Source organism: Vescimonas fastidiosa, from assembly GCF_018326305.1.
GTDB lineage: Bacteria > Bacillota > Clostridia > Oscillospirales > Oscillospiraceae > Vescimonas > Vescimonas fastidiosa.
Genome location: NZ_AP023415.1, coordinates 349907 through 374650, shown reverse-complemented (window position 1 = coordinate 374650; position 24744 = coordinate 349907). Strand labels below are relative to the sequence as shown.

Annotated in this window: 13 protein-coding genes; 8 read left to right on the top strand and 5 right to left on the bottom strand. The window is 54.6% G+C overall.

Features of this window, described 5'->3' with window-relative positions:
* Positions 1-2 precede the first annotated feature (2 nt).
* Together KI236_RS01735 and KI236_RS01730 are read left to right on the top strand one after the other, a co-directional pair.
* Positions 3-308, top strand: coding sequence for a hypothetical protein (locus tag KI236_RS01735; protein ID WP_212818752.1), 306 nt, complete (start codon positions 3-5; stop codon positions 306-308).
* Positions 265-903 carry a type I restriction endonuclease subunit R, EcoR124 family gene (locus KI236_RS01730; RefSeq protein WP_212820580.1) on the top strand — a complete coding sequence of 213 codons (639 nt, stop codon included), beginning with the start codon at positions 265-267 and terminating at the stop codon, positions 901-903. The genes KI236_RS01735 and KI236_RS01730 overlap by 44 nt, the downstream gene beginning before the upstream one ends.
* Positions 904-1494: 591 nt before the next feature.
* Here KI236_RS01730 and KI236_RS01725 read toward each other — a convergent pair.
* Entirely contained in the window at positions 1495-5619 is a 4125-nt protein-coding gene (locus tag KI236_RS01725) for a DUF4430 domain-containing protein (protein ID WP_212818750.1), read from the bottom strand.
* Positions 5620-6411: 792 nt separating this feature from the next.
* Between KI236_RS01725 and KI236_RS01720 the strand changes: the two genes are divergently transcribed.
* Together KI236_RS01720 and KI236_RS01715 are read left to right on the top strand one after the other, a co-directional pair.
* Positions 6412-7116 carry a TetR/AcrR family transcriptional regulator gene (locus KI236_RS01720; protein ID WP_408059035.1) on the top strand — a complete coding sequence of 235 codons (705 nt, stop codon included), beginning with the start codon at positions 6412-6414 and terminating at the stop codon, positions 7114-7116.
* Positions 7113-11750, top strand: coding sequence for a hypothetical protein (locus tag KI236_RS01715; protein WP_212818748.1), 4638 nt, complete (start codon positions 7113-7115; stop codon positions 11748-11750). Before KI236_RS01720 ends, KI236_RS01715 begins: the two co-directional genes overlap by 4 nt.
* A gap of 201 nt (positions 11751-11951) precedes the next feature.
* On the opposite strand, the gene KI236_RS01710 is transcribed toward KI236_RS01715, so the two are convergent.
* Positions 11952-17570, bottom strand: a complete 5619-nt coding sequence (locus KI236_RS01710) for a DUF4430 domain-containing protein (protein ID WP_212818746.1) — start codon at positions 17568-17570, stop codon at positions 11952-11954.
* Positions 17571-18263: 693 nt separating this feature from the next.
* On the opposite strand from KI236_RS01710, the gene KI236_RS01705 reads away from it, so the two are divergent.
* Together KI236_RS01705 and KI236_RS12100 are read left to right on the top strand one after the other, a co-directional pair.
* Complete coding sequence (locus KI236_RS01705; protein ID WP_212818744.1) at positions 18264-18737, top strand: low molecular weight protein-tyrosine-phosphatase; 474 nt, start codon at positions 18264-18266, stop codon at positions 18735-18737.
* 1174 nt (positions 18738-19911) lie between these two features.
* On the top strand, positions 19912-21471 hold the full coding sequence (locus KI236_RS12100) for a hypothetical protein (protein ID WP_228738068.1): 1560 nt from the start codon (positions 19912-19914) through the stop codon (positions 21469-21471).
* Positions 21472-21540: 69 nt separating this feature from the next.
* On the opposite strand, the gene KI236_RS01695 is transcribed toward KI236_RS12100, so the two are convergent.
* Positions 21541-21864, bottom strand: coding sequence for a hypothetical protein (locus tag KI236_RS01695; RefSeq protein ID WP_212818742.1), 324 nt, complete (start codon positions 21862-21864; stop codon positions 21541-21543).
* A 35-nt stretch (positions 21865-21899) separates the two neighbouring features.
* On the opposite strand from KI236_RS01695, the gene KI236_RS01690 reads away from it, so the two are divergent.
* Positions 21900-22046 (top strand): hypothetical protein, encoded by a 147-nt coding sequence (locus KI236_RS01690; RefSeq protein WP_212818740.1) that lies wholly within the window; start codon positions 21900-21902, stop codon positions 22044-22046.
* 15 nt (positions 22047-22061) lie between these two features.
* Here KI236_RS01690 and KI236_RS01685 read toward each other — a convergent pair whose 3' ends face one another.
* A complete protein-coding gene (locus tag KI236_RS01685; protein WP_212818738.1) occupies positions 22062-22976 on the bottom strand; it encodes a hypothetical protein in 915 nt (304 codons plus the stop codon).
* 53 nt (positions 22977-23029) lie between these two features.
* On the opposite strand from KI236_RS01685, the gene KI236_RS12095 reads away from it, so the two are divergent.
* A complete protein-coding gene (locus KI236_RS12095) occupies positions 23030-23311 on the top strand; it encodes an LPXTG cell wall anchor domain-containing protein (protein ID WP_228738067.1) in 282 nt (93 codons plus the stop codon).
* A 188-nt stretch (positions 23312-23499) separates the two neighbouring features.
* On the opposite strand, the gene KI236_RS01675 is transcribed toward KI236_RS12095, so the two are convergent.
* On the bottom strand, positions 23500-24705 hold the full coding sequence (locus KI236_RS01675; RefSeq protein ID WP_212818735.1) for an aminotransferase-like domain-containing protein: 1206 nt from the start codon (positions 24703-24705) through the stop codon (positions 23500-23502).
* Positions 24706-24744: the final 39 nt, after the last annotated feature.

The window sequence follows — 24744 nt, the reverse complement described above, 5'->3', positions numbered from 1 at the left end:
TTATGAGATTATCTGATGTTTTATCAAAACCGCCCGATAAGGAATATGTTCAAATTGATGCATTTTTGCAAAACAAAGCAGGTAAAGTGGGTCAAAAGGTCGATATTTCAACTGGAACGGTCGCCCTGAACTACTTTTGCGTTTCATGCGGGGATATAAGGACTTTTTGGTCAAGCCCCAAACTCACATGCATTTTTGTGAGCAAGAATCTAATCAGTGTTGACTGTGTTTTGACTTGTGGATGCGGCGCTTCCATAGGACAGCATTGCCGCACGAGATTTACAGGATTATCAGAGTATCTACCTTGATCTCTACGACAAGTACCGCAGAAAGGAAGATGCCGAAAAAGAGGATATAACGGACGATATTGAATTTGAAATCGAGCTGATTAAGCAGGTAGAAATCAATATCGACTACATATTGATGTTGGTTGAGAAATATCACGACGGCAACTGTGAAGATAAAGAAATCCTTGCTTCCATCCGCAAAGCAGTTGATGCAAGCATACAGCTTCGCAGCAAGAAGGATCTTATCGAAGCATTTATCAGCCATGTCAATGTGGATACGCAGGTCACTACGGACTGGCGGCGCTTTGTTCTGGAGCAGGAGGAAAACGATCTGACCGAAATCATCACGACAGAAAAGCTCAAAAATGAGGAAACGCGCAAATTCGTTGCCAATGCATTCCGTGATGGGGCATTGAAAACAACAGGAACGGAGATTGACAAACTCATGCCCCCGGTATCCCGCTTCGGCGGTGGCAGCAGAGCCAAGAAGATGCAGGGCATCATTGAAAAGCTGAAAGCGTTCTTTGAGAAATACTTCGGGCTGGGAATTGCAGAGATTAAAGCAGAGGAGCAGGAGCAACCTGCCGTCTATGAGACTGAGCCAAGCGGAAGTTGACCGTAAGCAAGCACAAGGAAATAAAGTTTTCCGAGCAAGACAAAAGCGTCGTAGCAATACGGCGCTTTTTTGTTACCCGGAAGTGACAAACAGCGGCTTTTGAATGACGGACGGTAAGGATTCCGCCGCTAAAACAAAGCCGCTCATATCGAAAGAAAACGCCCAAAATCGCCCCGAAACCATACAGCGAGGTCAGGTTTTGGGCGTTTCTGCGTTTCGGGAGCAAATCGGCAATTCGGCAGCGAAAAGGAGGTGCCTGCTATGCCCCGTATGCCGAAATACCTCAAGAGAGAATGGGTGTTCTTTCTTGATGAGCGTGGCAGGAAGAAATACAACGAGCTTTGCAGAAAATGCGAAAGGAACTGCAAGCAGAGCTTCCGTGCCACCGTTATTCACTGCCCACGCTATTTATCGAAAAGGAGAACAAGACAATGACAGACTATCCGAACAACATTCCCGCAAAGCTGGAAATCATCAAGGCAAGCGAGATTTCAGCACATTTACCCGCAAAACGAAAAACCCCCGGGGTCTCTTGTTATGCAAGAGACCCCGGGGGTGCTGTTTTATTTTGCCGCTTGGGTTTTTTTTGGCTTACGCCTCCCGCTCCTTACGCTTGAGGACGAAGGCGGCGGCGAGAATCGTCACGGGCAGGGCGATGACCCAAGCCAGCACGCCGGTATCGCCGGTGGCGGGGGTATTGCTGCCGCCGGTCTGAATGGTCACATCGCTCATGTCATAGAGCCGGGTCTGGGCGTTTACGAAGCGATAGTAGGCAGCCAAAGCGTAGTAGCCCTGCTCGGTAGCCATGCCGTTCCGCTCGCCGCCAGCAGTGTGCCGGAAGCCGCCGCCGGTGACATAGAACCCGGCCAGAGCGTCCAGTACGGTGTTGCCGTTCTTGATGAACCGGCTGTCGGTGGTAGGATCAATACCCAGGGCCGTCAGGGCCACGATGACCTGAGCGCAGGACTCGCTGTTCACGGTGCCCCAGCTGCCAAAGCCGCCGTCATTGCGCTGCAGGGCGGAAAGAGCCTCCAGAGCCTTATCCACAGCAGCCTTCACGGTCTCGTTGGTTTTATAGTAGGGGGCCAGGGCCTGGATGGCCATAGCGGTCATATCGGTGTCGGCGTTCTCGCCGCTGAGGTTCCAGCCGCCGTCGTTGAGCTGGGCGGCCAGGATGACCTGAATCAGCTTCTCCCGGGTCACATCGCCCATAGTGGGGTAATTATGGCTATCCAGGGCAATGAGGGTGAAAATGGGGCCGTTGATGCCCTGAGTCTGCACATAGGCCATGTTATCCAAGCCCTTCAGCAGGTTGTGGCCGCCCACATTGGTGACATCCTTGCCGATGGCGGTGAGGGCCAGGATCACCCGGGCGTTGTCAGTGACTTTGGCCGGGTGCAGACGCTCATTGGCGTCAGCCTTGGCCTTCACATACTCCACCACATTGTCATAGTACCCGGCGGGCACGGGGCGGCCGCTGCGGGCCAGGCCGATGACCATCCACTCGCCACCGATGGAGTTCACCGTGGGGGTGCCCAGGGTGGCCATGAAGTCGCCGGTGGTCTTGTAGAGTTCGTCCAGGACGGTGGTCTGCACACGCAGGGTCACAGCAGGCAGGCGGGCGAGAACGCCGCTGGTTCTACCCGCGTCAAAAACGGGGTCTCTACCGTACTTATACGAAACGGCGCGGTGTCCGGCTTTGCCGCCAAAGCCGCCCAAGCTGATTCCACCGGTCAAGTCGTAAGTCTTGCCCGTCCAATTCTCGGGGATGGTGATGGTAACGCGCTGGTTATTGGGGTTGCCGGAGAAGTCATACATGCCGCCGAAAACATCGCCGTCCTTAAAGGTGCGGAAATAGCTGCCGTCCGTTCCCTCATAGTACAGGGCAAAATTATTGTTATAAATCGTAGCCATTTTCTCCTGGGGGCTGAGCAGGCCCCAGAATTGCAGGGTCACCCGATCGCCGGGCTTAAAGGCGGTGTCCGCAGGCAGCTTGTTGCCGTCCTTGTCCAGGAGGGTCAAAGTGACCTGGCGGGCGGTGATGACCTGGTAGGTGGCCACGCCGCCCTTCTCCACCTTGACGATGTGCCGCCCGGTGGTGAGGCCGCTGAGGGTGACGGTGCCGTCCGCCGCTACGGAGACGCCCTGGGTTGTGAAGCCGCTGAAGGTCATCTTGTCGGTGACGGTGGAGCGGGCCACGCTGACGGTGCAGCCATCCTCGGGCTTGAAGCTGTAAGTCGCGCCGTCGTCGCCCAGGTAGAACAGAATATCAAACTCCGCATCCAGTGCCAGAGACGATTTGTCCGTAACCGTGCTGTCCATGCGGTCCAAAACCATGTTGGTCTGGATGGCGGTGCCGTCGGCATCCACCGTCACCACGAACACGCCGGTACACTCCGGCCAGATGGCGGTGTAGTCTTTGGTGCCGGTGCCGTCCACACTTCGGATATGGGACATGGTATCATAGGTCACCAGGACGATGGCCGTGCCAGGCTTATTGGCGGTCATGGTGGCAGAGCAGCTATTCAGCTCCTCCGGCACGATGGACACCACATCGCTGGGCTGGCCATTCACATCGACCACCTGATAATGCATATCAGGCAGCGCGATATAGGCGTTTGCAAAGCTATCGGTGGCCTGCCAATTGCGGAACACATTCAAGCCAAAGGTCTCGCCCACGGTCATGTTCTTATAGCCCTTACTATTGATGTTTAGGTAAATATCACCGCGATCTTGGGGGCTCTTTTCAAAGCGGGTAATCGTACTCTTGGTGAAGCTGCTGTCCCCAATGTGCAGATCTTTTGCCGTGACCGTGATGTTGTCTCCAGCCTGCGTCAAAAACTCCCACCCGTGCGCCGTTAGCTCTTTAGGTTTCATGCCCGAGAAGTCCCAATAGGTGACGCCATCGGGATGCTGCACCCGGAAGAAAGCGTTTCCTTTTGTAGTATCAGACTCTTTGATGGTAAACTTTACCGTCACGCCGGTTTCATCGTCCTTAATGACCTCACGCTTCATAACATTATAGTTATATTCATACGAGACATCAAATCTGCCGCCGGTGATGGTAGAACCAGCCGGGGCATTTACGGTAAAGGAGTAGGTCGGCTGTGCAGATTTAGGGAAACGGAAACTACATTTCCAGTCCTGTGTGCTTCTGATCGGGCTCCATGTTTCCGCCTCATAGTCCCACGCTTTATCTCCGATGGGGGTCGCCGTGATTTTTATGCTGTCCCCATCCAGGTAGATAATGCTGGGCATAATATTTTTATTTGCGGCCATATTCATGCCGCCGGTTTCGCCAAGTTCGATTTGTCGAGTTACCTTCCCGTCCGGGCTTTTCTCTGTTACAGAAAGCGCATAATCCGTTCCGAAAACCCAGCCAGATTTACCCAAGCCGAAAACTGCGTGTATATTAAATGCGGTGGTGCCCGGCTCTACGGTCACAACCATAGCGCCGACTTTATGTTCATATTTATCGTATGCTTCAATCCAGTACGCACCGATAGGGAGACTGACTTTATATGTTTTGTTTGTCAGGCTCACATTGGCGAGCAGATTGTTTTTCTCGGTGCGTTCAGCCTCATAGTCATAGAGCTTGAAGCTTGTCAGCCCGTTTGTTTTAATTCCCTTGAATACCACGCTGATCTTGTCATACGCCGTCAGCGTCACCGTATAGGTGTCGGTGCTGTCTGCGTGGCCGTCGTTGGCCTTGAAGGTCAGGGTGGTGGCCCCCGTCGTGGTGGGGGTATAGGTATAGTTGGCATCAGCCTTGGCATACGCGCCGCCGTTGACACTGACCAGATAGGTCAGGGGGTCGCCGTTGATGTCCGCGAAAATCGTGCTCAGGTCCAGGGTGTAGGGCTTGTTCACAGACACATTTTTCGCCGCTGTGGCGGGTACGCCCTCCCGGCGGGCCGGGGGCGTCTGGGGTGCGTCTACCTTCACGGTGACGGTGTAGACCGTGGGCGTGACGGCGGGGGTGCTGCCGCTGGCCTCGGCGGCGTCACCGCAGCGGACGGTGAGCACCGTGCCGCTCTCCAGGGGGACGGAGGCGCTGCGGCGATAGCTGGTGGCGCCCACGGAGAGATAGACCTGGTTGCACTTGTTGTCCGCCGTGGCGGAGACCTTGACACTGGCCGGAGCGGTGAGGGTCAGGGTGTAGGCCGTGGTGGCCTTGTCAAAGGTCGGGGACAGGGTGCCGCTGCTGAAGGACAGGGCGGAGAGGGCGGTGTTGCCGGCTGTGCTCCAGTCGTTGCCGAGGTCCTTGCCGAAGCCGGTCTTGGTGTATAGGACGCGAATCTCGTCCCCGGCGGCCAGGGTGCCGCCCTGCACGGTGAAGGCCGAGAAGGAGAGGTTGGTGAACCAGTCGTTCAGCGTACCCATCCAGCCGGATTCGCTGCCCGCGCTGAACTCACCTATGCCGTTTATGGCGCTGATGTACTCGCCGCCGTAGCTGCTGGAATTGATGGTGGAGGGGATGTTTTTCTTCTCCAGCGCTGCCTTGATGCAGCTCATCATGGAGGAGTCAGCCTGGAGGGTGACCCATTCGTCCACCAGCGTCCCCTCCCAGGGTGCGTTGTCGGCCTTGGCCCAGGTGGTGTTTTCCACCGTCACATGGACCTGACCTGTGTGGTCGTCTGCCGCCAGCACGCTCACGGGAAGCAGTGACAGCGCCATGATAAGCGCCAGCAGCAGAGAAATGATTCTCTTTTTCATTTCTTTTTCCTTTCATTCTTTTTATTTATGTAAATGCCGAAGCAATCACACACAATTTTTTCTGTCCTCCGTAGGGGCGGGGTTCTACCCCGCCCGCGGGAGGGGCAGAGCCCCTCCCCTACGCATTTCCTGAACGCGTCGGTAGGGGCGGACGACCCTGTCCGCCCACGCCAGACCTCTTGAGAATTGTCATTGCGAGGGCGCACCGCGCCCGTGGCAATCTGTAATACCCTATATCTCACGCCCCCTGTTTTCCTCCCCCCGGGCCGCACTCTTTGCAGCACGGCCCGGGTCTCGGGAACATGAAAGGAACGACAAATAGCGCAAAAATTTTTCTGGAAAGCAGGACGGGAAAGGTCTGCCGTCCTCCCCCGCCCCGGCGGCTTGAAATGGCTATCATGCTTTCCATGGAAAGCATGAGGCAGTACTGCCTCGGCAAAAAATCACCCAGCCGCCAAAAGCAGCCGGGTGAAGCGTTCGCATAACAGCTTTGGCCCCGGTACTGGCAGCGGCCCGGGAGCAGCGTATTGCGTTCCTGACTTAGCCGAATAAACCGGCATCACAGTGACCGTCTCGCGGGGATTTTCACCCCATTCCGCCGCCGGGATAACCCGGCTCACGCTGTCCCGTTATTTGGTTTTCTTTATTATACTACGCAATGCACAATATTTCAACAGGAAAAAATATAGGCTGCTCTTTACGGAGGTAAAGTTTCAAATTCTACTTGCCTTTTTGTTCTTGTTATGATATTATTGGTATACATACTAAAACGCTTGAGGGGAGGTGATATATTTGCGGAGAGACAGCAGTGAAACAAAGAGGAAAATACTGACCGTGTGCGTCCGTCTCTTTCTGGAGCAGGGGTATAAAAACACCTCTGTCAGTCAGATCGTGGAGGAAGCAGGCGTGGCAAGGGGAAGCTATTTGAATCTGTTTCCGACCAAGGACAGAGTTTTGCTGGAATTGACCGAAACGATGTTCGGCGGACAGTTCGGCGTGGCAAGAAGCATTGCAGACAGCAAGCTGCCGCCGGTTTACGCCTATGCGGTGGAAACGGCGATCCAACTGACACTGACCGAGCTGAACGAGAACCTGCGGGAAATCTACATTGAAGCCTACTCCCTGCCTGAAACATCGGAGTATATCTATCTGCATACCACGGCAGAGCTGAAGCAGATCTTCGGCGGGAATTTCCCGGATTACAGCGACAGCGACTTTTACGAGATGGAAATCGGCACGGCAGGACTGATGCGCAGCTATATGGCGAGAAAATGCGATATTCATTTTCCGCTGGAACGCAAGCTCAGCCGTTTTCTGACGGCGGCGATGCGGGTGTATCGGGTGCCGGAGGCGGAGCAGGCAAAGGTGCTTGCCTTTATTCAATCACTGGATATCAAGGCAATTGCCACAGAGGTTATGTATAAGCTGTTTGCAATGCTGGAAATGAAATATGACTTTAAGCTGTCGAAAGGCAGCGAAACGGAGGAAGCCTCATGAAAAAACGACTGTTCGCCATTCTGCTGGCGCTCTGCCTGCTCGCGCTGCTCTTCCCGCTCACGGCAAGCGCGGTTCGCCTTAATTGGCCGCATCCGTCGGCGCATTGCGTCTGCGGAGGAGGAATCAGCAATCATAAAGCCATGAACGGACACACGGCCTATGAAGGGGTCTACTTCACCAAGGACGGGAAGGAAAATACCTCCGGCGATATTTCAAAAATGAACGTGATCCGATCGGAAGAGGACCTTAAGGAGATCAACTATAAAGCATCGAACAACAAGGGAAAAACGTTCTACTATTACCTTGCCAATGATGTCACCCTCACGAAACGAATCCATGTTTGGGAGGGCTGCACGTTTGTGATCTGTTTGCATGGCCATACCCTTACCTGCAATGTGCCGGATGCACAAAGCGCCTTCTATGTGATGAATAACGCGCGTCTGGTATTTACGGATTGCCAGCTCTCCGGCGACCGCGGCCTCATCACCGGCGACAGCTGCGCCGCTGTTTCTGTTGACGGAACTGCCACCTTTGACCTTTACGGCGTGAGCATCTGCATGACCAGCTCGGAAACGGACGGCATCCGCGATGTTTACAACGACCCGGTTTGCGGCGTTTATAACTGCGGCACGTTCAATATGTACGGCGGCTGCTACTATCAAAAAAGCTCCGACTATCCCACAGATCGCCCGGTCATCAGCAGCATCCGCAACACCAAGTACGGCCCCGGTGTAATTAACAGAGGAACCTTCAACATGTACGACGGCATCATCTCCGGCAACGAGAGGAACGGCGTGATGTCCACCATCACCCCGTCAGATGATACCATCAACCTCTACGGCGGTACGATCACCGGCAATACCGGCGCGGGTATTTCGGCCACCCACTGGCCCATGCCCTCCATCGCGACAAGCGACTATTATACCAATGTCAACCTCTACGGCGGCACCATCTCGGAAAATACCGGCGCGGGCATCGACGCGGCCTACGGCAGAGTGACGATGGCGCAGCAGAGCAGCGCCATTCCCGTCGAAATCAAGAACAACAAGGGCGGCGCGATCTCGCTGACGCGGGACGGCTCGACCGCCAACCTCGGCACCGGCCGGATTACCGGAAACTCCGGCGGCAAGGGCGCGGTCGCGCTGAGCGCAGGCTCCCTGACCCTTACCGGCGACGTGAAGATCACCGGAAACACCGGCGCGAATCTCTATCTTGCCAACGGAAAAACCGTTACATTGGATAATCTCGGCAGCGCCGCCGAGATCGGCCTGACCACCGAGAGCACGGCAGTTCCTGTGGTGTTCGCCGAGGCCAACGGCACGGATTACACCAGCCGCTTTACCCCGGACAGCGCGGGCTACAGCATCGGCTATAACGCCGCGCAGCAGCTCCAGCTGCAAACCAAGACCTATCCCGTGACCTACGCCCCCGGCGCAAACGGCACGGGCGACAGCAAGACGGTGAACAAGGAGTACAACAACGCGCTGGAGCTGCAAGGCGCGCTCTTTACCCGCCTCGGCTACACCCAGGTCGGCTGGTCGAAGCACGACGGCGGCGAGAGGGACTATTCCCTGAACGCGATTTATGAGCAAAACGAGGCGCTTACGCTCTACCCCGTCTGGGAGGAGCGCAGCGACTATACCGTCCGTATCGTCAACCAGGACGGCTCGACGGTCACGGAATTGAAGAACGTCAAATGGACGGATGAAATTTGGAAGCTCCTGACGCCAAGGCCGACAAGAGAAAATGATGAAAGGCTGCAAGCACTGCTGATCGGCAATAGGAGAGTCATGGGCGGAGAAACCTACGGCGACTTTGCTACGGGCGGCGAGGACAGCCTTACCTTCATTGCTTTTTGGAGCGGCGTTTTCATTGATTACAGCACCATTTCCGTGGGCGATTCCCAGTGGACCGGCTTCCGCTCCGAAGGTACGGAACACTTCTTCAACGAAGATCAGACCGTACAGATCAATACCGCCCATCCGGAGGAACTGTCGTATTTTGAGTACGCCGTCGGCGATCAGTTCTACTCGAATGGCCTAGCTGCGGATGTCCTTTTCAGCAGCGGGCACGATCACTATCCTTATACCGGCGCCTTCAATACGGCATCTCTGAATCTGGAGGAGGGAAAGCCCTATGTGATCTATGCACAGTTGGGGACGAAGCTCCTTGCTCGCTACGGCGTTGTATGCACGGAGAAAATCATCATCGACAAGACCGCCCCGACGATCACCGGCGCGAAGAATGGCGACGTTTTCTGCGGCGAGGGCGACAAGACCCTCACCGTGACCGACCTGTATCTGGACACCGTGACGGTCAACGGCACGCCCGTGACCCCCAACGAACAGGATCAGATCACCCTCACCGACGCGAGAACCCCGCAGACCGTCGTCGCCACGGACAAGGCGGGCAATTCCACGACGCTCACCGTGACCGTCCATTCGTCCCATTCCTACAAATGGCAGACAGGAAACGGCCAGTATTGGGGACAATGCGAATTCTGCGGCAATAAGGTCGAAAAGAAGGACCTCCCCACCCTGACCATCACCGCGCCGGATGCCGTCTGCCGCACGCAGGACTTCGAATTCTCTTTCAACCTGCCGGAGGGCTGCACGAATCCCGTCTACAGCTATGAGTTTAAATACACTGGCGACGGCAAACCCATCACCCCGGTCGACGGCGTCTGCGCGGGAACGATCCCGGCCAAGTACTACAGTGCGAAGGAAACCGGCTTTCGCTTTATCGCCTCTGCCACGACGGCGGAGGGCTACCGCTTCAGCGTTTCCAAGGATATCACCCTCCGCGAGCACTCCGGCGGCACGGCGACCTGCACGGAGCAGGCCGTGTGCGACCACTGCGGTCAGCCCTACGGCGCGCTGAAGGCGCATAGCTTCACGGCGGAAAAGGCCGAAGAAATGTATCTGAAATCCACCGCGACCTGCACCAAAAAGGCGGTGTATTACAAGTCCTGCGCCGTCTGCGGTACCAGCTCCAAGGGGACGGCGGACGAAGCGACCTTTGAATCCGGCAATGCGCTGGATCACGACTGGGGCGCTTGGACGCCCGACGGGGAGGGCACGCACAAGCGCGTCTGCACCCACGATGCCAGCCATGTTGAAACGGCCGGCTGCACCTACGGCGACTGGAGCACAAACCAAGACAGTCACTGGAAGACCTGCACCGTCTGCGGCGGAGAGGCTGAGCGGCTCAAACACGCCGACCCGGACTGCAACCATTTCTGCGACACCTGCGGCATCAAAATGACTGAGCACGACTTCACGGGAGAAACTGCAATCACTGCACTTCTGTACAAGGAAGCAAACTGCCTCTCTCCCGCGCTCTATTACAAATCCTGCAAGATCTGTATGCTGTCCTCCAAGGGAACGGCCAGCGAAGCGACCTTTGCAAGCGGGGACAAGAATCCGAACCGTCACGCCGAATATCCGGGCGCTTGGCAGACCGATGCCGACAGCCACTGGAGATTCTACACCTGCTGCCATCTGGAGGTGGATCGCGGCGCGCATCAGGGCGGCACGGCCGACTGCCTTGCCCCGGCGCTCTGCGAGGTCTGCCAGCACCCGTACGGCGAGCTTGGCCCGCACCATTTCGTCGATCAGGTGAACGAGTACCGGCTGAAATCCGCCGCCACCTGCACAAGCCCGGCGGTATATTATCAGTCCTGCTCCACCTGCGGCGCGCAGGGCACGGAAACCTTTACCAATGGCGAACCGCTCAGCCATGACTATGGCGCTTGGACATCCAACGAAGACGGCACACACACCCGCGTCTGCACTCACGACGCGACGCATACGGAAACCGAAGATTGCCACGGCGGCACGGCGACCTGTACGGAAAAGGCTATTTGCGAGGACTGCAACGCAGCCTATGGCGAGCTGGCGGCGCACGACTTCACGGCGGAGACCGTGGATGCAAAGTACCTGAAATCCGCCGCCACCTGCACGGAAAAGGCGGTCTACTACAAGTCCTGCGCAGTCTGCGGTCTGAGCTCTGAGGGCACGGCGGATGAGGCGACCTTCTTCTCCGGCAATGCGCTGGATCACGACTGGGGCGCTTGGACGTCCAACGAAGACGGCACCCATACCCGCACCTGCACCGTTGACGGATGCTCTGCAGGCACGCAAACGGAGAATTGCATCGATGCAAACAAAGACCACAAATGTGATATCTGCGATTATATAATCAGCGAGTGTGCAGACGATAACAAAGACCACAAGTGTGATTATTGCGGCAAGAAGCTGACTGAGCACACCGGCGGGAAAGCGACCTGCAAGGATAAGGCAAAGTGTGAGTTCTGTGGTGCGGAATACGGCGAGATTGATGCGAAGAACCACACCGACTTAAAGCACATCCCGGCAAAGGCGGCGACAAAGGCCACCGAGGGCAATATCGAGTATTGGTACTGCGACGACTGCGGTAAATATTACAGCGACAAGAATGGTACAAAGGAAATCAAAAAAACAGACACCGTAACGACGAAGCTGAAGGACGATTCCAAACCTCCCCAGACCGGCGATTCCAGCAATTTTGCTTTGTGGCTTGCTTTGCTGTTTGTCAGCGGCGGTGCAGCCATCGGCACAACGGTTGTAAGCAGGAAGAAAAAGTACAGCAAATAATGGAATAGCGTTCCCTTGCTCCATCTTCCGAGCAAGACAAAAGCGTCGTAGCAATACGGCGCTTTTTTGTTACCCGGAAGCGAAAAACAGCGGCTTTTGAACGGTTGGCGGTAAAAAAGAAAAACCCCCGGGGTCTCTTGTTATGCAAGAGACCCCGGGGGGGTGCTGTTTTATTTTGCCGCTTAGGTTTTTCTTTTTGGCTTACGCCTCCCGCTCCTTACGCTTCAGGACGAAGGCAGCGGCCAAGGCCGTCACGGGCAGGGCGATGACCCAAACCAGCACGCCGGTATCGCTGGTGGCGGGAGTGCCGCCGTTGTTGGTGCCGTTGCCGCTATTGTCGCCGCCGGAGGTGCCGGCGGTCTGAACGGCCACATCGCTCATGTCGTACAGGCTGGTCTGGCCATTCAGGAAGCGGTAGTACGATGCCAGGGCGTAGTAGCCCTGCTCGGTGGCCATACCGTCCAGGTCGCCGCCAGCGGTGTGCCGGAAGCCGCCGCCGGTTACATAGAACCCGGCCAGAGCGTCCAGTACGGTGTTGCCGTTCTTCACAAAGCGGCTATCCGCGATGGGGTCGATGCCCAGGGCTGTAAGGGCCACGATGACCTGGTCGCAGGACTCGCTGTTCACGGTGCCCCAGCTGCCAAAGCCGCCGTCATTGCGCTGCAGGGCGGAAAGGGCCTCCAGAGCCTTATCCACAGCAGCCTTCACGGTCTCGTTGGTCTTGTAGTAAGGTGCCAGAGCCTGGATGGCCATAGCGGTCATATCGGTGTCGGCGTTCTCAGCGCTCAGGTCCCAGCCGCCGTCGGTGAGCTGGGCATCCAGGATGACCTGAATCAGTTTCTCCCGGGTCACATCACCGGAGGTCGGATAGTTGTGGCTATCCAGGGCGATGAGGGTGAAAATGGGGCCGTTGATGCCCTGAGTCTGCACATAGGCCATGTTATCCAAGCCCTTGAGCAGGTTGTGGCCGCCCACATTGGTGACATCCTTGCCGATGGCGGTGAGGGCCAGGATCACCCGGGCGTTGTCGGTGACTTTGGCCGGGTGCAGACGCTCATTGGCGTCAGCCTTGGCCTTCACATACTCTACCACATTGTCATAGTACCCGGCGGGCACGGGGCGGCCGCTGCGGGCCAGGCCGATGACCATCCACTCGCCACCGATGGAGTTCACCGTGGGGGTGCCCAGGGTGGCCATGAAGTCGCCGGTGGTCTTATAGAGTTCGTCCAGCTTCTCGGTCAAAACTGCCTTTCTGAGGGCAGCCAGCTTGGTGACGGCAGATTGCAGCTTGTCAGCGTTGCTCACCTGCGCCTGCTGCTCGGGGGTCAGGGCGTTGAAGGCGGCCTGGGCGGTGAGGACGGCCTCGCCGCTCTCCAGGGTAACCTCACCGATGGCGTCGATCTTGGCCTCAGCGTCCTTGATAGGTGCCTCCAGGATTCTCTTCATCTCGGCAAACACGGCCTCGGCCTTCTCCACCTCTGCGATGGTGAGGCAGTCCCTCTGCTCTGCCGTCAGGGCGAGGAACATCTTTTCGGCGGCGGCCACTGTCTGGCTGTGGGCCACGGACAGCTTATCGGCCTCCGGCAGGTTGGAAATCTGAGCCTTGAGAGTGTCCACGGAGCGGAAGCTCGCAATGGCCTGCTCCAGCTTCTCCAGCTTGGTGAGGTTGCTCACCTTGGACTGCTCGGCCTTGCTGAGGATGCCGTAGGCAGCCCGGGCGGCGGAAACGGCGTCCTCGGTGGCGGAATAGTTCTCGTACTTCACGGCGGCAGGCAGGTCGTCGATGAGCCCAACGACATAGTCCGCACCGGTGTCGGCGCTGACGACATGCAGGACATACCAGGTGCCGTCGCTGCTCTGGGTATTGCCGCTCTGATTATTCATGCTCAGCCAGCCCTTGGCGCCGCAGCCCACATAGATGGTGTCGCCCACCTTCACGGGGATGCTCTCCGTGCGCTTGAAGAAGCTGCTGCCCTCGGTCTTATCGGTAACCTTCTCGTTGAGGAAGGCCTTGACCTGGAAGTTCTTGTTGGCGGCGGTGGGGCTCAGGCGGATGCTGCCGCTGTCGCCATCGATGACCAGAGTATAGTCATACCGCCCGCCGGCCTCGCCGGAGACGAAATTGGGGGTCAGCTTACCGCCGGTGACCTTCAGGGCGCTGAGGGTAGTGTCGGAATTGCCCCAGGTGCCGCCCAGGTCGGCGCCATAGCCGTTCAAGGTGAACATAATGCGGATCACATCGCCGCTTGCCAGCTTGCCGCTCTTCACCGTGAACGCACCGAAGCCCTCGTTGGTGAACCAATCGTTCAGCGTGCCCATCCAGCCGGAGGACTTGCCGCCGTCAAACTCCTTGAGGCCGTTAATGGAGGAGATGTAGTTGCTCTCTGCACCCACCACCGTGGCGTTCTTGGTTTTCAGCGCATCGACCACACAGGACATCATGGTGCTGTCGGCGGACAGATCGACCCATGTGTTCACCAGCGTGCCGTCCCAAGGTGCTCCGTCCTTCTTGGAATAGGTGGTGTTCTCCACAATGACCTGCACCTTGCCGTAGTTATTGGCGGCTTTCTTCATCGCCACCACAGCGGACTGATAGGCAGTCTCCACGGCGGCCACGGAGGTGGCAGCCTGGATGGCCTTGACACCGTCCTGATAGGTCGCCTCGGCCTTGTCGCCCAGGCTGTTATACAGCGTTTGCAGGCGGGAGAGAGCGGCAGTCCTGGTGGCGTTCACATTCTCGCTGACAGGCCCCCAGGTGACGGTCACGGCCACATCGTTGTAGGGCATGGTGAACCTCTGCACCGCATCCTCAAAGCGCATATTGATATAGTCCTTATTCTTGCCCAGATACTCTGTGTCATCGTAGGCAATCATCCTTCCGGACTTTATAGAACCGGGATCAATTCCCTGATAGGTAATGCTCTTGATCTCATAGGCTTGGCCGCCAATAGTGACAGTCAAGCCGCCATTGACGGTATAACCGAGGCCATCGGTAGTGAAGTGCAGGTTCTCATTGCTGATGCTCCATTTCGCACCGTCCACGGTAAACGTCCCCTTCGCCGCACGGGTCTGGAAGTACGCCGCATAGTCGATACTGGAGACAAAGCGCACCGTGGTCCATGCGGCGGCCGTTGTCACTTCCGTGCTATCCGGGATGGCTGCCGTGAAAACGCAGAACGGCTCGGTCTGGATGGGGTTGTCACGGCGTCCGCCGCTGCCGCGATCCTGGGTGGCAGGATGCTCCCGCAGGTACTTGGTCATATCGTTCAGCGCGGCGGTAACTTCGTCGGTGTCACCCACCACGTTCACCGTCAGCTTGAACGCCTTGTCCTCCGGGAAGGTCTCGTGGGTATCGGCGAAAGCCTTGATACTGTTGTACTTGGTTTGCTCCACGCCGGTCAGCTGCCTGCGCTGGTAGTCGCTCATGCCCTCATAGCAGGCGATCAGCTTGTCCACGGTGGACTTGACACCGGCGGAAAGCAGGCTGGCATCGTCGGGCAGCTTGTTCAGCGCCGTGCGGAAGGTGGTCAGGTTCTGTTTATTCTCCGCGGTGGTGTTGTTTTGCAGCTTTCTGATGGTTTCAATGGCCGTCTGCTGGGCATCACTGGCATCGCCGGAGGTGGCGGCAGCCTTGATACCGGCGGTGCCGGTATCATAGGCACTCTTGAGTTCGCTCCAGACAGCGGGGCGGAAATAGTTTTCCGCATAGGCGGCATACACCTTGTCCAGCTGGGACTGCAAAGTATTTTTCACGGCGGACAGGTCGTCGGGCGTATTCACATGAACCCAAATGGCTGCGCCGCTGTTTGCAGAATAGTATTTACCTGCGTAGCTGGGGGTTTTGCCGTCACCGCCGCTATCGATGTTGCCCTTTTCGTCCTCCCGCAGGTCATAGGCAGCGATCAGATACCAGCCCTCACGGTACAGCGTCACACTGGCACTGCCGTCTGCATCGGTGATAACCGCTTTTTCATTCTGAGTAATCTGCTTCGTGGTGGGGTGGTTATCGGCGGGGGCTTCCGCCATGTCACTGATAAACAGGGTCATGTTTGCGCCCGCCTCGACAGCACGGCTGCGACCCAACGCCGCCTTTGCCTGCCGGACGGTCAGGGTAAACGGTTCGCCCGCCTTCACCTCCAGCCCGTTGCTCTGGACAAACTGCGATGTCTTTATACTGTCGATATACTGCCACAGGTGTGCGCTGCTGTCGTAGATGGTGGGCTGGTTCTCAGTTTGCGGGTCCAGATTGAGATCCACCACGACCGTGTCACCGGGGTGCAGCCGCAAATTTTTGGATACAGTATCGCTCCGCCAGTCATAACTTTCTTGCTTGATATAACACTCGGTGACGTAGACGCCGTTGATAAATATCTTGGCATGCGGCCAGATAATTCGATTCGCCGGCTTGTTTTTCAGCGAGTCCACCGCCGCATAGAGGGAGTAGTCGCCGCTGAGCGTCACCTGCTGGGTGGCACCGGCGCGAGAGCCTGTACCGTTCCCCTGACGCGCCTTCTCCGGGTCAAGATATGTGAGGGAGACGGTGATCTCGCCCACCGGGGTCAGACCACAGTAGAACTCATGATACAGATCCTCATACACCTTTTTATAGGCGGCAACAGACGCATCGTCCGCCTTGGTGTCCGTCAGCACGGGGGCTTTGGCGTTCCTGGCGGCGGTCAGGGCGGCGGCAAATTTCGCCCAGCTTTCGGCGGTATAATCGCTCTGCTTAACGGTATCCGCCAGTGCGATCACGTCCGCCAAAAACGTGTTGATTCGTTCGATGGTCTTTTTATTTACTTCCACCTCAGAGGTTCCATACAGATTTTTCTCCGCCTCCGTCAGTGCAGCAGCCGCAGCGTCTATCTCACTCTGCTTTTCCGCTGTATTGGCGGCGGTGGCATTTCCGTTTTCATCGAAGAGCCCGTCAAGCAGCGCATGGGCTGCCGTGCGCGCCGCGTCAAAGGGCGCCCACGTGTTCGGAGTGTATTTTGTTGCGTCTTCGTAGAATCCGCTGGCATGCATTATTCTCAACGTCTCATGGAGAATCGTGGGGTTCACCTGCGTGGTGGGAATCAGGTTGCCGATGGCGGCTTGCAGCCCGGCAACGGCATTGTCGATTTTCTCTTGTGTTACGCTTGTGCTTGTATTGATTCTTTTTGCACTTTTCAGTTCCGTTTGGTATTCTGCCCAAAAGCCTTTTGGGTTGGTGTTCTTTCCGTTGAACTTATCTCCAGTGGTGTAATACTTCCCGCTATCGGCAGTGGGGGCAGTTTCGATCGCCTCTTGTAATTTCGTCTTATCCAGAGCAACAAACTCGCCTGCCGTCCACTGAATGATGAGAAGTCCATAGATTTCCTTTACTTTTTTTTTATTAGGCCGCCCCGTTATTTTGAAGTTATAGAAGCATGTCTGCGTTGCGGTGCTTTCTAATGCGTCAGCAACAGTCAAGTTCAAATGGTCTTTCATCTGATCGTAGAGACGGATTCCGCTCTCGTAAGTCTCCGAGCCTTTGTAATGACTCGTCTCATATTTGCCGGACACAAGGTCGCCAACCTTGTGCATCTCGGTTGAAATCACGCCTGTCTTTGTGTCAAGAGGTGTTTGAATATAATTATACTTTGTCGAATTCACCGTGACCAGTCGAACATCCCACGTTGTATCTTCGTCAACCTGGTATGTTCCAATCACTTTCACATCAGAGTCGGGCGGCGAGTATTCGGACTTCACCGCAGGTGTATCCTCCGCCGCCAGCACGCTGACCGGCAGCAGCGAGACCGCCATCACCAGCGCCAGGACAAACGAAAGAATTCGTTTTTTCATTTCTTTTTCCTCCTTGTAATTATTTCTCTTCTCTCTATGTAAACGCCTTGCGGCTGTTGCTTTTGCTGTCATTGGGGCGATGCCTACATCGTCCCGTCCGGCTCATGGAAAGCGGGGCGGAGGGGTCTGCCGTCCTCCCCCGCCCCGGCGGCTTGAAATGGCTATCATGCTTTCCATGGAAAGCATGAGGCACCATGGTGCCTGGCAGCAAAAAATCACCCGGCTGCCAAAAAGCAGCCGGGTGAAGCGTTCGTATAACAGCTTTGGCCCCGGTACTGGCAGCGACCCGGGAGCAGCGTATTGCGTATCTGGCTTAGCCGAATAAATCGACATCACAGTGACCGTCTCGCGGGGATTTTCACCCCATTCCGCCGCCGGGATAAACCCGGCTCACGCTGTCCCGTTATTTGGTTTTCTTTATTATACTACGCAATGCGCCATATTTCAACAGGAAAAAAATATAGGCTGCTCTGTGCGCTTTTACGGCTTCGGCGCGGCAACTTCAGCGGTCGGCGTGACTGCCGGAGCCTCTATCACACGGATAACGGCTTTGTCTCTTTCCTTTGACTTCTTGACGCAAAGCAATAATCTCACTATAATTAAACACATTCTAACGAAATGAAAAGCCGAAATTGGATCGCTTTATCCTCGTCATTTTAGCTGGCGATGTAGTAATTTTTAAGGAGGCCACACATGAAGAAAATTCTATTTGTCTGCCATGGCAATATTTGCCGCAGTCCCATGGCCGAGTTTGTTATGAAGGACCTGGTGCAAAAGGCCGGACTGACCGACCAATTCCATATCGCCTCCGCCGCCACCAGCCGCGAGGAGATCGGCAATCCCGTCTATCCACCGGCCCGACGCAAGCTGGCCGAGCACGGCATCTCCTGTGCGGGCCACGCCGCCCGTCAACTCACCAGACAGGATTATGCCGACTACGACTTCCTGGTAGGCATGGACAGCGCCAATCTTCGGGATATGCACTGTATATGCGGCGGCGACCCGGATGGGAAAATCTCCCTGCTCCTGGACCACACCGCCCGACCCGGCAATGTGGCAGACCCCTGGTACACCGGCGACTTCCAGGCAACATGGCTGGATGTGATGGCGGGCTGCCAAGGCCTGCTGGCCGAGTTCGCTGGCGACTTCCCAAAGCGGAGCGTATAATTCGTCCGAACAACTTAGAGGCACGAAACTTTTGCGTGTTTTTTGTTAAAAATTCCGTGCTTGTTCCTGAGCCCAAAAACACGGAATTTTTTTCAAACCAATTGAAAAAACACAGAATTTTTTCACTTTTTATTTTCCGAATCCGTTCACTTTTGTTAGAAATTCACATTCCATTATTTTATAACAAATTCAGCGCATTATTCCGTAATTCATGCATAATAGAAATACAAAAATAAGAAAAATATGAAATAAAAGCGTGCATAATAAGGGTATTTACACCCGAAATATTCCCGTATTTTGCTTGTTAAATCTATTTTTCCAACTTTTTTAAATATCGGGTAGCATGGGGTTCAAGAGGCCTCGAGTTCGAGAATCTCGACACTCGGACCAAAAGAGACAAACAAGTCTAAAAAGCTTGTTTGTCTCTTTTTTATCCCACGAATAATCAAATATTATGTGTTTTGGAGCGATTTTAATAGAAAATCGCTCCGTTTTTATGTTTAAATCAAAGATCAACTGAACTAACTCACTAATATGCAGGTTTTGCTTTTTTGCAATCCCACTAATATTTGTGTTTTATATTGAAACCTTACTTCAAACATATTATAATTAGAAAGGAAACAAAATCTATAAAATTATCATTAATCGAATCCCGACTTTTCGGAAGAATCTGTTATGGCTTCAAGAGAGTAATATTCTGAAAACTACTTGAGATTTTGGGGAAAATCTGCTAAAATACTTTTGTATATCTATGGGGTAGGGGAATTCATATCCTTTTGCCTTAGAAATTATGGAAGGAGGACTTGACTATGGCAAACGGAAATGCGACAATTATTGTCGGCTCGGCTCGGCTCGGCTCGGCTCGGCTCGGCTCGGCTCGGCTCGGCTCGGCTCGGCTCGGCTCGGCTCGGCTCGGCTCGGCAGGAGCATAGCGCCGTTTTTTCAGCGTGTCAAGTCTTATTTCATACAATTTATAGCGAACCAGTTGCCGGAGACAGGGCGCATTATGCCTTGGCTTCGGCTTTTTGCGTTTGCCGGAAGGATGGTGGTTTGATATTGAAGTCCTAACCACGACCGGCAAATCGATCTTTTCCGGTTAAACCTTCTATCTTCTCCGGCGTGTCCGCTGTCGGAGGAAGAAAATAGCGGATAGAATTATTTTGGAGGAATAAAAATGAAGAAGAAACTTCTAAGTCTTCTGCTTGCGTTGTGCCTTGTGATGGCACTTGTTCCGATGACAGCGTTTGCTGAAGGAACTTCAGTAGATAATTGGGACGGTACGGCAGATATAAGCTGGTACACCGACCATGAGACGGACACTGAATACCGTTTCACCACTGCCGAACAGTTGGCCGGTTTAGCGCAGTTAGTCAATGACAAAACTGCATCTGTATCATTTGAAGGGAAAACGATTTACTTAGATAATGACCTCGACTTATCCGGCTGCCAGTGGACCCCCATTGGAAATGGCAGCAACTTTGGCAGATATTTTGCTGGTACTTTTGATGGGCAGTATCACAAAATCACGAATTTGCATCATCACTCTACTGGTGACGAACTTATTCGAAACGGACTATTCGGAGTTGTTTCTGACGGTGGTACATTAAAGAATTTACTTGTTATAGACGCTGATATTGCCTCAAATGATGGTTCGTTACTTGCCGGCATTTTGGCAGATTGGGTCGATGGCGGCACAGTTGAAAACTGCTATACAAGCGGAAAGATAGAAAACAATGTTGGCGACAAGATGGTCGGCGGACTGATTGGCCAATGCACTGGGAGCACACAAGTAAAAGGCTGCGGCTCAGACGCCACGGTTATCAGTACAGAATCCGATGAAGATCATGTTGATACCGTTGGCGGGCTGATTGGTCAGTGGGAAAACTCTGCGGACAGCTCGTCGATTACCGATTGTTGGTTTGGCGGTTCTGTTTCCTGCAATAATATCTATTCAGCTGTAGGTGGTATTCTCGGTGCAAACTTTGAAAACTTCTCTGGGAACAAGCCTGGCGTAATAATCAAAAATTGCATAGTTGCGACAAAAAACATCACTGGCGCTGAGCCTGGCAATATCACTTGGATTACAGCTGTTGTAAAGACCCATGTTACCGACTGCATTTGGCCGGATACCCCTCCTGATGGTGTAACGCTTGATGAAGAAAAATATCCTGATAATAAAGGCAATTACTTAGCCGTTGCTAAGCTGGTGGTTGATTGGGATGCAGGTACTGCGAGTGCCGATCCGACCTTTGACCAGTCATCGTGCGGCACTGCCGTCTCCAACTTCACCTCCGCAGATGTCCTTGCTGGCTTGCAAACCAATGCCGGTGCGGGCGTTGAATGGGTTGCCGGAATCGGTCATCCAACTTTTGTGTGGGATGACAATAACATCCCCGCTGATTACACAAAGGTAGATGCAGCCATTGCCAAAGCAAATGCACTGAACAAGGACAACTACAAGGACTTCTCTGCTGTAGAAACTGCTGTCAAGGCTGTTGTCCGTGACAAGAACATCACTGAACAGAGCGAAGTTGACGCAATGGCGAAGGCTATCGAAGATGCGATTTCGGCTCTTGAAAAAAAGCCTGCCAGTACCAAACCGGGAACATCCGATAAGAGTCCGCAGACCGGCGATACAAGCAACCTTGCACTGTGGATTGCCCTGCTGTTTGTCAGCGGCGGTGCAGCCATCGGCACAACGGTTGTAAGCAGAAAGAAAAAGTATAACAGATAATTGAATAGCGTTCCCTTGCTCCAGCTTCCGAGCAAGACAAAAGCGTCGTAGCAATACGGCGCTTTTTTGTTACCAGGAAGTGACAAACAGCGGTTTTTGAATGACGGACGGTAAGGATTCCGCCGCTAAAACAACGCCGTTCATATCGAAGGAAAACGCCCAAAATCGCCCCGAAACTATACAGCGGGAAACGGTTTTGGGCGTTTCTGCGTTTCGGGAGCAAATCGGCAATTCGGCAGTGAAAAGGAGGTGTCCGTTATACCCCGTATGCCGAAATACCTCAAGAGAGAATGGGCGTTCTTTCTTGATGAGCGTGACAGGAAGAAATATAACGAGCTTTGCAGGAAATGTGAAAGGAGCTGCAAGCAGAGCTTCCGTGCCGCCGTTATCCAATGCCCAGACTTTCTATCGAAAAGGAGAACAAGACAATGACAGACTATCTGAACAACATTCCCGCAAAGCTGGAAATCATCAAGGCAAGCGAGATTTCAGCACATTTACCCGTAAAACGAAAAACCCCCGGGGGCTCTTGTCATGCAAGAGACCCCGGGGTGCTGTTTTATTTTGCCGCTTAGGTTTTTCTTTTTGGCTTACGCCTCCCGCTCCTTACGCTTGAGGACGAAGGCGGCGGCGAGAATCGTCACGGGCAGGGCGATGACCCAAACCAGCACGCCGGTATCGCCGGTGGCGGGGGTATTGCCGGGGGTACCTGCGCCGTTATCATCGGGCAGGAGACTCTCGTTGGTGCTGCGGCAGAGCTTCACTGCATCCTTCCCCAGGGGGTCGTCGGTGCGGTTGTGGTCGGCTTTCCAGTCGCACCCCCGGACAGTAGGACCTTTCATCAGCGTCCCATCGTTTGCATAGAGATACAGCGTATTCGTGTCCCGCATGTTAATCTCCATTTTTGAGGTGTTAAAGTAGGTCGTGCCGTCCTTTTCGGTCAGGTTTGCGAACTGATTTGTGTCCACATACTGCACGGCGGCAATTCCCTTGGTCGCACCGCAGTCGGCGGCATAGATGTTATTGGAAATATTGTCAAATTTATTCAGGCTGCGGTAGTAGCCGATGATGCCGCCCACATTGCTCTCGCCCTTGATCTTACCCAGGAAGGTGTTGTTCTTGAACGAATAGCCATTCCACGCCTGGGCCACAAAGCCATCACCGCCGAGAATACCGCCCACATTTTCCTGACCCGTGACAGAGGCGGTATCGGTCACCTTGCAATCCGTAACGGTTGTGCGAATTCCGTTGGGTGCGCTGCTGTTTACACCGTAGCCGCCGCCCATGATGCCGCCGACATAGCTGCCGGTGGCCTCCACCGTGCCGCCGAAGGTGCAGTTATTCACCGTACAGATGCCCATCGCGTTGTCCCGGGTGCCGATGATGCCGCCCACATAGTTGACACCCTTGACTGTGGCGTAGCTGACGCAGTTTTCCACCGTGCCCTGCATACGCCCGGCGATGGAGCCGATCTCGCTCTGGGTGCCGTCATAGCCGATGGTCACGCCCTCTTCAATGGTGCAGTTGCGGATGGTGGTGGGTCCAACCCTCCGGCAGGGTGACCTTCAAGTGGGTCATCGATAAGGAAGCCACCGCAACCACGAGAGGCTCCAAACACGAGGAATGCACCGTCTGTGGCTATAAGAAGGCCGCCGCTGAAATTCCCGCAACGGGTTCTGCGGCGAAGCCGACTGATCAGACCGACAATTTTGGAAATACTACCTCGCCCAAAACCGGTGACAGCAGCAATCTCGTTTTATGGATCGCACTTCTGTTCATCAGCGGCGGCGCTGTTATCGGCACAACGGTTGTAAGCCGAAAGAAAAAGTACAACAGATAACAAAGCGAATAGGTCTCAAGGCGGCTATCGGAAACGGTAGCCGCCTTTACAGAGCGGCGCAATTGACAGACTGAGAGGGGGCGAACCTGTATAGGTTCGCCCCCTCTCATAAACATATACTTCACGCGCGCTCCGGAATCGCGGAGATTTTTCGCAGCAGCAAAGCAGCATCGCTTATTTGCGCAAGATCATTTTTTCAGATATTGCTTTATCATTTCACCAAGAATGGGGATACAGCGGGCAATATCCTCCTCTCCTGTGGTGGAAAAGTTCAGCCGCATGGCATTCTTGCCGCTTCCATCACAGCAGAAAAACTGACCTGGCACATAGGCGATATTTTTTTGAAAGACAAAGTCAAACATCTCCAACGCATCTGTGCCTTCGGGCAGATCCACCCACATGAACAGACCGCCGCCGGGCAGAATCACCCGTGTGCCCTCCGGGAAGCTGGCGCGGACAGCCTCTGCCATCACATCCCGCCGACGGCGATACACATCGATTACCGTTTTCAGATGGCCGTCAAAATCGCAATCCTTCAAGTAGTGGTACACCTGACGCTGGGCAATGTTGTTCACCTGCAGATCATCCCGCATTTTCAGATATACCAGCTTGGTAATGCTCTCATGATCGGCAATCAGCCAACCTATGCGGAGTCCCGGAGCAATGGTCTTGGAGGTTGACCCGGAATAGATGACCCGTCCATACGTATCAAAGCTCTTGATAGCCGGCATAACCTGTCCATCAAAGGAGATCAGGCTGTACGGACCATCCTCCACAACGAAGGTGTCGTATGTTTCTGCTAGTTCTACCAGCTTTTTGCGCCGTTCAATGGACATGCAGCGCCCGGTGGGATTCTGAAAATCCGCAATGGTGTAGATGAACGCCACCTTTTTGTGCTGCTGCTGCAGCATCTGCTCCAGCACATCCATCTTCATACCATCATCATCCATGCTGACGCCCACGATCTCCGCGCCGTAGGAACGGAAGGTGTCCAGTGCACCCGGGTAGGACGGATTTTCCACGATGACCACGGACCCCGGCTCGATCATGCCCTTAGAGAGGTAAGCTAAGCCCTGCTGGGCACCGCTGGTGATGAGGATATTCTTGTAGTCGATATTGTTGACCTGATAGCGCTTCATAAACTCCACCAGATACTGACGCAGGGGATCGTAGCCGTCAGAGGCGGCATATTGAATAGCTTCGCCGCCCTCCTCTTCAAAAACCTGGTCGGTGATGCGGCGCAGATCCTCCAGCGGGAAAAACTCCTTGCTGGGCAGACCACCGGCAAAGGACACTACCTGAATACCGTCTTTTGCCTTGTCGCGGATCTTGGCCGTAATGCTTCGAATGGATGAGGGGGTCAGTGCATCCAGAAACTTACTACTGATAACCATAACGGATACTCCTTACATATAAAGTGAAAAGGTTTCGCG